This is a genomic window from Terrabacter sp. Ter38, assembly GCF_024519435.1.
Classification (GTDB): Bacteria; Actinomycetota; Actinomycetes; order Actinomycetales; family Dermatophilaceae; genus Terrabacter.
This window is the reverse complement of sequence record NZ_JALJRZ010000028.1, coordinates 1-603: the sequence shown is the minus strand read 5'-3', so window position 1 is coordinate 603 and position 603 is coordinate 1. Positions and strand designations below refer to the sequence as shown.

Below are 603 nucleotides of genomic sequence, written 5' to 3'. Positions count from 1 at the left end.
AGCCGCCACGGTCGCTGCTGCCACCGGAGCGACGGTCGTCCGACCGGTAGCCGCCACGGTCACTGCTGCCACCGCTCGACGGGCGGTAGCCACGGTCGGCGCCCCCGCTAGAGCGGCCGTCATCCGAGCGGTAACCGCCACGGTCACCACCACCACCGGAACGGCGGTCATCGGACCGGTAGCCGCCACGGTCGTCTCGTCCACTGCTCGACGGGCGGTAGCCGCCACGGTCAGTGCTGCTGCCACCGGAGCGACGGTCATCCGACCGGTAGCCACCGCGGTCGTCGCGACGCGGTCCCGACGAACGTGGGGCGCCCGACCGGGGAGCCCCCGAGCTCCGGCCGGCGCCGCTGCCCCGAGCGGGACCTCGCTGGCCGCCGTCGCGGTCGCGTCGGTCGCCTCGGCTGTCGTTGCCGTCCTGGTCACTCATGTTCGTCATCCTTCCGCGCCGACCGCGGTCGGCGCCACCTCTGGTGTCGTCGAGCACAAAAAGAAAGAGCGCCCCAGTCGGATCAATGAAGTTCCGTCTGGGGCGCTCTGACAAAGTGTGTCCGGCTGCGTCCTACTCTCCCACACCGTCACCAGTGCAGTACCATCGGCGCT

1 protein-coding gene is annotated in these 603 nt (G+C 71.0%); it reads right to left on the bottom strand.

The annotated features are described in order from the left end of the window. A partial coding sequence (locus NR112_RS22230) for a hypothetical protein (protein ID WP_256796466.1) occupies positions 1 to 246 on the bottom strand: 246 nt, incomplete at its 3' end. Between the last annotated feature and the right edge of the window lie 357 nt (positions 247 to 603).